The following is a 10022-nucleotide window of genomic DNA, read 5'->3' as shown; positions in this document are numbered from 1 at the left end:
CCTGGCGGCGGCGCATCGCCTTCGCCTTCCTGTTCCCGCAACGCTGAGACCACACCATGGCAACGCTTGTCCTTGGCGCGGCCGGCGCCGCCATCGGCGGTTCGATCGGTGGCGCGATCCTTGGCGTCAGCGCCGCGACCATCGGCGGCTTCGTCGGCTCGACCATTGGGTCGGTCGTTGACAGCTGGATCGTGTCCTCGCTCGCGCCGACGCAGCGCATCGAGGGCCCGCGGCTCGACAGCCTTCGGATCACGTCCTCGACCGAGGGCGCCGTCGTCCCGCGCGTCTACGGGCGGATGCGGATGGGCGGGAACGTGATCTGGGCGACCGACTTCCGCGAGGAGACCAAGACCACCACGCAGGGTGGCGGCAAGGGCGGCGGAGGCGGCAAGGTCAAGACGACCGAGTATCTGTACTACGCCAGCTTCGCCGTCGCCTTGTGCGAGGGCCCGATCACCGGCATCGGCCGCATCTGGGCCGACGGCAAGCCGATGGACCTCTCCGGCGTCACCTGGCGCTGGTATCCCGGCGACGAGGCGCAGATCGCCGATCCGTTCATCGCCGCGAAAATGGGGGCGGCCAGCACGCCAGCCTATCGCGGCACGGCCTATGTGGTCTTCGAGGAACTGGCGCTCTCGACCTATGGCAACCGTCTGCCGCAGCTGTCCTTCGAGGTGTTCCGGCCGCTCGCCGATCCCGACACCGCCGAGGGGCTGACCCGCGCCGTCACCATGATCCCGGCCTCGGGCGAGTTCACCTACGCGACGCAGGCCATCCGCAAGACCGATGGCGGCACGACGGTGCCCGAGAACCTGAACGCGCTGCCGGATGCAACGGACATGGTGGAGTCACTGGACCGGCTTCAGGCCATGGCCCCGGCGGTCGAGAGCGTCAGTCTCGTCGTGGCGTGGTTCGGCGACGATCTGCGCGCGGGCGCCTGCAAGGTGCGGCCGGGCGTCGAGGTGTCGGCCAAGTCGACCACGCCCGCCAGCTGGTCGGTCAATGGCGTCAGCCGGGCCAGCGCGCATCTGGTCAGTCGCGACGCCGAAGACCGGCCAGTCTATGGCGGCACGCCTACGGATTTCGCAGTGGTGCAGGCGATCCAGGAGATGAAGGCGCGCGGGTTGCGGGTGACTTTTTACCCGTTCCTGCTGATGGATGTTCCGCCCGGCAACACCCTGCCGAACCCCTACAGCGCCAACGCCGCTGCACCCGGTCAGCCTGCGTTCCCTTGGCGGGGGCGGATCACCTGTTCCCCGGCTGCTGGCTTTGTCGGTTCGGTCGACAAGACCGGCACGGCGGCAACGCAGGTTTCCGCGCTCTTCGGCGCGGCGACGCCGGGGAATTTCAGCGTGTCAGGCGAGAGCGTCACCTTCGCCGGCTCGCCTTCCGACTGGGGCCTGCGCCGCATGGTGCTGCACTACGCCCATCTTTGTGCGGCGGCAGGCGGGGTCGATGCTTTCCTGATCGGCACCGAGATGCCAGGCCTGACCACCATCCGGTCAGCGGCCAGCACTTATCCAGCCGTCACTGCCTTGAAGACCCTCGCGGCCGATGTGAGCGCCATCCTCGGCGCTGGTACCAAGATCGGCTATGCCGCCGACTGGTCGGAATACTTCGGCCACCATCCGCAGGACGGCAGCGGCGATGTTTATTTCCACCTCGACCCGCTCTGGTCAGACGCCAACATCGACTTCGTCGGCATCGACAACTACCTGCCGCTGTCCGACTGGCGGGACGGTTTCGACCATGCCGATGCGCTTGACGGCTGGCCCGCGATCTACGACCGTGCCTATCTGCAATCCAACATCGCGGGCGGCGAAGGCTTCGACTGGTTCTATCCCAGCGCCGCTGACCGCTCTGCGCAAGTCCGCACGGCCATCACTGATGGCGCGGCGGGCAAGCCGTGGGTCTTTCGGCCCAAGGACATCCGCGCCTGGTGGACGAACTTGCACTACAACCGGCCGGGCGGGGTGGAGAGCGGCTTGGCCACCGCATGGGTGCCGCAATCGAAACCCATCCGTTTCACCGAACTGGGTTGCCCCGCCATCGACCGGGGCACAAATCAGCCCAACGTCTTCTTCGACCCGAAGTCTTCAGAAAGCTTCACGCCGTACTTCTCGCGCGGATGGCGCGACGATGCGATCCAGCGCGCTTATCTGGAAGCCAGCTACCTGCATTGGGGCGACCCGGCCAACAACCCGCTGTCGTTTGTCTACGGCGGCCGCATGGTGCATGTGCCGGAATGCGCCGCCTGGACCTGGGACGCGCGACCCTATGACCAGCGGGTTGAACTTCTAGGGTCGGACGGCCTTCTGCAGGCGCAGAACATGCTGGAGAATACCGTGGTCAAATCCACTACGGCGGGCGTGACAGGGGCGAAACCGACCTACTTCTTTCTGGAACGGTACATGCCTGCATACGCCGCCGAATGGGCCGTCTTTGTGACTGCCGTTGCTGCAGGTTCGGCGATGCCGATAACGCTGGACGATGGCGTGGCGGCTCTCGCGATGGCCGAAGCGGCCACTCTGTCGGCAAAGGCAGGACAAGCAGTGAGCATGGCATCAGTTATCGGCTGATAGACCAGCGTTCTTCGACCGCTCCTTAAGTGTAAGTGGCGGCCAAGAACCAGAATGAATTGAAAGGCGCGCGCACATAGCGGAACTTTCGATGCTTTCTGCAGTTCTCAAAACATCAGAGAAGGTTCGACGGCAGTCACGTTCCCTCCGCCACTTGCCCCCGCGAAAGCGTTCTCCCGATCCGGCTGCGGCCGGATTTTTCCGTTGTTTTCGAGGGTTATGCGGGTGGGGCTGAGCACTGGCCTCTGCGCCAGGTGGCCCGGAAGCGTTCTCTCAGGGCCGATATTCTCCGGACCTAATGACTGCGCCGATTTGGTAAAGTTCTGCAAGATACTGACAGGTATTGATTATTTTCTGACCCGGATGAGCACTTCGACGAGAGGGGCGTTTGCGGGATGGAACCGGGGTCGAACTTTCGCCGGAGTTGGTTCCGTGAAAGCGCGATGCTCGACTTCTGAGCAAAGCGATTGCCACAGTGCCGCATCGGTTTGTGGCACGCCGAGCCATCAATCCGACCCAGCGTCTAGACCGAGAGGCAAAGGTGGCAGACCGAGTTCCTCAAGATACGCGTTGTGCGTCTTCGCCGCGGACTGGATTTTTTTCTGAAGAGCGCCAAGCTGGCCGTGCACAATGGCAAGCTCGACTTCCTGCTCGGCTCCGGCCGTGCTCACATAGCGAGAGATGTTGAGATTGAAGTCATGCTCCCTCTCGATCTCCTCGAGACTGATCACCCGCGAATAGCGGTCTTCTTCCTTGCGGTGCTTGTAGGTTTCGACGATCTTGTCGATGTGCTCGGGCAGAAGCGCATTCTGCCGCTTGCCTGGCTGAAAATGCTCGGCCGCGTTGATAAACAGCACGTCATCGGTCCGTTTGCACTTTTTCAGCACCAGGATGCACACAGGGATTCCGGTCGAGTAGAACAGCTTGGCCGGCAGGCCGATCACGGTGTCGATATTGCCGTCCTTCAGGAGCTTGGTGCGGATCGATTTCTCGGCGCCGCCCCGGAACAGAACGCCATGAGGCAGGATTATCGCCATGGTTCCGTCCTTAGCTAGGAAGTGGAACCCGTGCAGCAGAAAGGCGAAATCTGCTGCCGACTTGGGCGCGAGGCCGTGGTCCTTGAAGCGGAAATCCTTCGCTATTTCCTCGGTCGGATTCCAGCGGTAGCTGAAGGGCGGGTTAGCGACCACTGCATCGAACTCGACCTTTTTCGCTGGGTTCGGCTCGCGCAGGATGTCCCAGTCGTTTTCCAAGCTGTCGCCATGGTGGATGTCGAACTCGCTGTCCCGCATCCCGTGCAGCAGCATGTTCATCCGGGCGAGGTTGTAGGTGGTGATGTTCTTCTCCTGCCCGTAGATCTTTCCGATACCATGTTTACCCATGTGCCTTCGCACGTTGAGAAGCAGTGAGCCCGAGCCGCAGGCGAAATCGTAGACGCGGTTCAGCTTGTCGCGCTTGCCCGATGCCGGGTCCTGACTGTCAAGCGTCACGATGCCCGACAGTATGCTGGAGATCTGTTGCGGGGTGTAGAACTCGCCAGCCTTCTTGCCTGATCCCGCGGCAAACTGGCCGATCAGGTATTCGTAGGCATCGCCCAGAAGGTCACGTTCGCTGGGGAACCCGGCGAGCCCTTCGGCGATCTTCTGGATGATCGTGCAAAGCCGCGCGTTGCGTTGCGGATAGGTCCTGCCCAGCTTGTCGGAATCGAGGTTGATCTCGGAAAAGAGACCCTGAAAGTTCGAAGAGAAGGACTCGGTCTCGATGAACCTGAAGCCGGCTTGCAGTGTCCTGAGAAGCGCGTCGCTCTGTATACGGGCCATCTCGGCGATGGAACTCCAGAGGAATTCGGGTTTGATGACGTAATGCACTTTGCGGCGCATCACCGCCTCGAATTCCGCCGTGTCCTCCGGGTTTCGGTCATACCAGACGGCGAGCGGCGAACGGCGGTCGTTTGTCGGCAATTCGGGCCAGTCGGCTCCAAGCTCAGTCTTGGCTGCGTCCTCGTAATTGTGCGACAGATACCGCAGGAACAGGAACGAAAGCATGTAGTCGCGGAAATCGTCCGCGTTCATCGCGCCGCGCAGTTCGTCGGCGATGGCCCAGAGTGTCCTGCCCAGCCTAATCTGGTCCTGTTCGGTCATGCTGCTGTCTCCTCTGCTTCAACCACAGGGAAAAGTTCGGGGTTGAAGCGATAGTCGTTCATGAAGTTCTCGAGTATCTTGCGGAAGATGTCCTTGTTCTCTGGCAGCATCTCGGCCGGCTCGAACAGGGAGTAACCGCCGTGGCTCAGGAGCTGCACATAGCGGAAATGCAGCGTGCCGTCTTCGTCATCCGGGTCGCGCTTCATCACGTCGCCGAAATGGGTGAACCCATGAAAGGTAGCGGTCTTCTCGATTATGCTGCGCAGGATCGTGAAGTGATAGGTGAAAAGACTTCCCGACTGTTCAGCCTCGTGTAGCGCCTTCAGCATCGCAACATGGTAGAAGCGCGGTGTCTGGCCCGTATCGCGCAGCTGCCAGCCAACCGCCTCACGGCTCAGGAAGAACTGCCAGGGCCTGCTCAACTCGTTGCACAGCACGTTAAAGAAAAGCGTGTGGTGGGAGGAGACTACGGCCTTCAGTCTGTCCTGGTCCTTCAACATCCGGGCCAGATGCGCCGCCACGGCGATGGCGTTATTTTCGTCAAGCGAAGAGATGGGATCGTCGATGAACAGGTATTTCACCCAGTCATAGGCTTCCTGCCCATCCATCGCCAGTTGCGCCACTGCCAGGAAGAAGCACCAGATGAACAGGTTCTCCTCGCCGCGCGAGATCTTGATGGGCACAGGTACATCTTCGTCCCTGGCGTTCTTCGCCGTCTCGCGCCAGAAGAGGACCGTGCCCGCGCCATAGTCGATCTGGAAGTCGAAGTCGGCATGGCGCCGCAACAGTGGTCGGATGCGGTTTTCCATCTCGAGTTCGGCGAGCCCGTTGAAGAAGGCGGAGGCCGTGTTCATCCGCAGCACGCGGTCACGGTCATTTTCCAGGTCGTTGTCCCAGCTGAAGAGGTCTTCGGTGAAGGCGTTGAAATAGAGCGTGTCACGGGCCGTGACCGCGCCGCCCTCATCGCGCGCCTTGCCGAGTTCCTTGAACGCCATCGACAGGCGTGTCTTGCCGGTGCCGTTGTGGGCAAAGAGCAACGTGCATTTCTTGTTCTTCGCCTCGATCTCCTGCCGCAGGTGGGCGGCAAGCGCTTCGAGCGTGGCGAAGGTCTGCGCTTCAGCCATGGATCAACCGGCCTCCCGCGGGAAAAGCTGCTGCATCAGGCCGTGCTTGTAATTCTTCAGCGTTTCGATCTGCTCGCCCTGCGCCCGGATCAGCTCGTCGAGCGATGACAGGCAATCGGCAATCTTTTGTTGTTCTGCTAGTAAGGGGGGAACTGCCAGTTGAAGCCTTTCCAGTTGCGTAGGGTAAAGATGAACAACGGAGTCACCTTGCGCGACTTTGCTGATTTCCGATTGTAGATTGCCGCGTATGTAATAGGCCAAAAAGCACCCCTGCAATGGCGTGCGAAGAATGTTTAGGTCACCCCCCAAAGCAACGCCTGCCGATGTTACACACGATGCTGTTGCGATATCCTCCTTGGTCTCACCAGATGCCGGAACGATCACATCGCCTTCTTCGCTAAGGACAAGATCTGCTGGATCGGCGTCAGTACGCGAAGCTACCTCACGAATGATCTCGCCATAAACGGTGTAAAGCTCGCCGTAGCGGACGCACGGCAACGCTCCGTCCGGCGCAATGTCGGACTTGGATATGCCCTTGCCTTTGACGATCGTTCCTATCTCCCCCAACCGCTTCAAGTCCCATGGGCCGGCGTTGCGGAATTCGGGGAAGCGCAGGCGGGGCACGGTCTCGTCGGGGCGGGGGAAAAGGCGTTGCATCAGTCCGCGCTTGTGGTCCTGCAGCGCCGCCAGCCGCGCGCCTTCCGCCCGGATCATATCGTCGAGCGAGGTCAGGAAATCTGCGATCTTCTCTTGTTCGCCAGAATCCTTTCGAGGATACGGAACAAGCTTTTCCTTGAGTGCTGAGAAATGGCGGTTGTAGCCCTTTTGCTCGACAGGATTTGCCTGCAACGAACGAAAAAGAAAGAGCGCACCGATCTCTTCAGACGGCGACAAGATCTTGATGCCATCCGCACCCTGAGCAAAGGGAGAATCCGCCAGTTTCACAACGCAAGAGTGATCGCCGAAGATCACGACCGGGAAATCTGCCTCGATCAGCGCGGTTTCGTCATCGGTCCAACCACAAATGTCAGCCGGCGACTGATCGATGATCGGGATTTGACCGGACGACTGATAATCGGTCGTCTGGATTTTCTTGGGCGGTGTGATCGTGGTGATCAGCTCCCCCAACCGCTTCACCTCCCACGGCCCGGCATCGAGGAATTCGGGAAAGCGCAAGCGGGGGACGGGGCCGTGTTTTTGGGCTTCAGTTTTCTTCATAGACTTCCAGCCCCGAAATCTCGCGCCCCTCGGCTTTGCGACGAAGAAGCGGGATCAAGTCTTCCATCAGCGCCAGCTCGGCCCGCGCGCGCGCCTTCCATCCCAGCCCCTTGGGCTGGAACAGATCGGCTAGCGCGTCGGGGTCGAAGATGTAGCGGTCGAGGATCAGATCAACGAAGCGCTGCAGCGCCTCGGCCGGCAGGTCGTGCGCCTCGGCGATGCGGGTCAACTCGGCCGCCTGCCGCGCGGCCCTGAAGCGCTCATAGCCCTTGCGGATGTCCTCCTCGCTCAGTCCCTGGCCCTCGGTCAGACTGGCAACAAAGGCCTCGAGATCGTCGCGCTCCTCCATCAGCCGGGCGGAGGAGGCAAGAAGGCGCATCAGTTCTTCGCGCGTCATCTTCTGCCGCTGCGGCGCAGCCTGGCTAAAGCGTGCGATGAGCCGCATGATATAGTCGTAATCGATAAGCGCCGAGTCGAAGAGTACGAATTCGAAATCGAGCTGTTCGGCGGGGCTGGCGGGGTCGGCCTTGGTACGGGCCTCCTCTTGCAGGCGCCGGGCGACCTCGAGATACTGGGCCGAGAAGGCGCGCAAGTCGTCGCGAGACATCAGCGCCTCAATCTGCGCCTTCTGCTCAGTTGTCAGGTCAGTATACTGGTCGAGCTGGGTCGCGAGCCGCTTGACCTCCTTGAAGCGTTCGATGAAACCCGCGCGCGCCTCGTCGCCCTTGAGGTTGCTCGCCTCCTCGGGGCGGGCCTGAAGCCCGCGGGCCGCCATGAAGTCCATCAGCTTACCGGTGGCGTCTTCGAGCTTCCCGATCACCTTCGGCGCGGGATCGACCAGCCAGACCTCCTTGGCGCGGTCTTGCGCTTCACCCGAGAAGAGCGCGATGGCCTCGTCCACGGCGTCGCGCTGGGCTCGGAAGTCAAGGATGTTGCCGTAGGGTTTGGAATCATTCAGCACCCGGTTGGTGCGCGAAAAGGCCTGAATGAGGTTGTGATATTTCAGGTTCTTGTCGACGTAGAGGGTGTTCAGATACTGCGAGTCGAAGCCGGTCAGCAGCATGTCCACCACGATGACGATGTCGATTTTCCTGGCGTGTGGTAGGTCGACGTTCGGATATTTCTGATCCTTTATCCGTTGCTGGATGTCCTGATAGTAGCTGTCGAAATTCGACAGATCGTGGTTGGTGCCGTAGCGGCCGTTGTAATCGGCGATGATTTCGGCCAGCGCCGCCTTTTTGCGGCCGGGTTCCTTCTTGTTGTCCTCCAGCTCCTGAGGCAGGTCCTCCTGCAGCTGGGCCACGTCGCGGTTGCCCTCGGCCGGGGGCGAGAAGACACTGGCGATGTTGAGCGGCCGGAAATCTTCGTCTGCCGCGGCGCGCTCGGTCTGGATTTCTTGGAAAAGGCGGACGTATTCGATGGCGTCGTCGATCGAGGCTGTGGCAAAGAGCGCGTTGAATTTCCTCTGATTGGCGGCGGCGTTGTGCTTTGCCAAGATCGCCTCGACCACGGCTCGCTTGGCCAGGGTCTCTCCCGGCTTGATGGATGCGCCGTCGGGTTTGAAATAGTCGACATGGAAGCGCAGAACGTTACCGTCGTCGATGGCATGGGTGATCGTGTAGGCGTGGAGTTCTTTTTCGAAGATGTCCTCGGTGGTGACGAGGCTCGCCTCTCGTCCCTCGACCCGGCTGTAGCTGGCATTCCGCGGGAAGATTGGCGTACCGGTGAAACCGAAGAGCTGGGCGTTGGGAAAGAAATCTCGAATCGCCTTGTGGTTCTCGCCGAACTGCGAGCGGTGGCATTCGTCGAAGATGAAGACGATGCGCTTTTCGCGCAGCGGATCGAGGCGCTCGCGATATTGCCGCTTGTTCGTGCCGTCGAGTGCTAGGCCCAGCTTCTGGATCGTGGTGACGATCACCTTGTTCCTATAGTCGTCGGACAATAGCCGCTGCACGAGGGTTTCTGTGTTTGTGTTCTCCTCGACGCAACCAGGCTGGAAGCGGTTGAACTCGTCGCGTGTCTGTTTGTCGAGATCCTTCCGGTCGACGACAAATAGGCATTTCTCGATGTCAGGATTGTCCTTGAGCAGGGTTGAGGCCTTGAACGAGGTCAGCGTCTTGCCTGACCCGGTGGTGTGCCAGATGTAGCCGTTTCCCCGGTTCTCGTGGATACAGTCGACGATCGCCTTGACCGCATAGACTTGGTAGGGGCGCATCATCATTAGTTTCCGCTCGTTCTGGATGAGCACCATGTAGCGGCTGATCATCTCGGCGAGCGTGCATTTGGCTAGGAACTGCTCGGCGAATTCCGAGAGATGCTCGACTTTCCTGTTATCGCGGGCTGCCCAGCGATATATCGGCAGGAATCTCTCCTCGACATTAAAGGAGAAATGCTCGTTGTTGTTATTCGCGAAATACCAAGTCTGGCTGCGGTTGCTGACGACGAATAGCTGAGTGAAGCACAGCAGGCTGTTGCCGTAACCGTTTCCGGGGTCGTTTCTGTAGTCGATGATCTGCTGCATCGCTTTTCGGGGCGACACGTGTAGCGACTTAAGCTCGATCTGTACCAGCGGCAAGCCGTTGAGGAGCAAGAGAACATCGTAGCGATGATGGCTGGTCCGTGTATTCATCCGCAGCTGGCTGAACGACCTCGAAGGTGTTCCTGCACCAGTCCTTCAGATTCACCAGTTGGTAGTGCAGCGGTGTTCCGTCTTCGCGCTCGAAAGTATTCCAATTCCGCAGGCGCTCCGCATTCGCGAACACGTCAGGTGTCACGATCATTTCGAGGAGCCGCTCAAACTCGCTGTCAGTCAATTTGACCCGGTTCAGAGGAGTTTCGAATTTGTCGCGGAAATTTCGCTCGAGCTCATCGCGATCACGAATGTCATCGCGCTGCGAATACTTGAGGCTCGCGAGCTTTGTAATGAGTTCTTGCTCGATTTCAGCTTCTTTTGTCATTCA

Annotated in this window: 5 protein-coding genes and 1 pseudogene; 1 reads left to right on the top strand and 5 read right to left on the bottom strand. The window is 60.3% G+C overall.

The annotated features are described in order from the left end of the window. Positions 1–56 precede the first annotated feature (56 nt). Positions 57–2279 (top strand): annotated as a pseudogene (locus G481_RS24330) (baseplate multidomain protein megatron); the annotation flags it as partial. 806 nt (positions 2280–3085) lie between these two features. On the opposite strand, the gene G481_RS0116860 reads toward G481_RS24330, so the two are convergent. The 5 genes from G481_RS0116860 to G481_RS26520 are packed head-to-tail and all read right to left on the bottom strand — an operon-like array spanning position 3086 to position 10019. After that, positions 3086–4720, bottom strand: coding sequence for a type I restriction-modification system subunit M (locus G481_RS0116860; protein ID WP_028031056.1), 1635 nt, complete (start codon positions 4718–4720; stop codon positions 3086–3088). After that, positions 4717–5844, bottom strand: coding sequence for an ATP-binding protein (locus tag G481_RS0116855; RefSeq protein ID WP_028031055.1), 1128 nt, complete (start codon positions 5842–5844; stop codon positions 4717–4719). Before G481_RS0116855 ends, G481_RS0116860 begins: the two co-directional genes overlap by 4 nt. 3 nt (positions 5845–5847) lie before the next feature. Next, positions 5848–7062 carry a restriction endonuclease subunit S gene (locus G481_RS25230; protein WP_084451056.1) on the bottom strand — a complete coding sequence of 405 codons (1215 nt, stop codon included), beginning with the start codon at positions 7060–7062 and terminating at the stop codon, positions 5848–5850. Next, on the bottom strand, positions 7049–9691 hold the full coding sequence (locus G481_RS24320; RefSeq protein WP_211235224.1) for a type I restriction endonuclease subunit R: 2643 nt from the start codon (positions 9689–9691) through the stop codon (positions 7049–7051). Before G481_RS24320 ends, G481_RS25230 begins: the two co-directional genes overlap by 14 nt. Beyond that, a complete protein-coding gene (locus tag G481_RS26520) occupies positions 9612–10019 on the bottom strand; it encodes a type I restriction endonuclease (protein ID WP_211235223.1) in 408 nt (135 codons plus the stop codon). The genes G481_RS24320 and G481_RS26520 overlap by 80 nt, the downstream gene beginning before the upstream one ends. Positions 10020–10022: the final 3 nt, after the last annotated feature.

This window comes from Gemmobacter nectariphilus DSM 15620 (assembly GCF_000429765.1).
Lineage (GTDB): Bacteria > Pseudomonadota > Alphaproteobacteria > Rhodobacterales > Rhodobacteraceae > Wagnerdoeblera > Wagnerdoeblera nectariphila.
The sequence above is the reverse complement of the archived record's forward strand: the minus strand, read 5'-3'. Positions and strand labels throughout refer to the sequence as shown.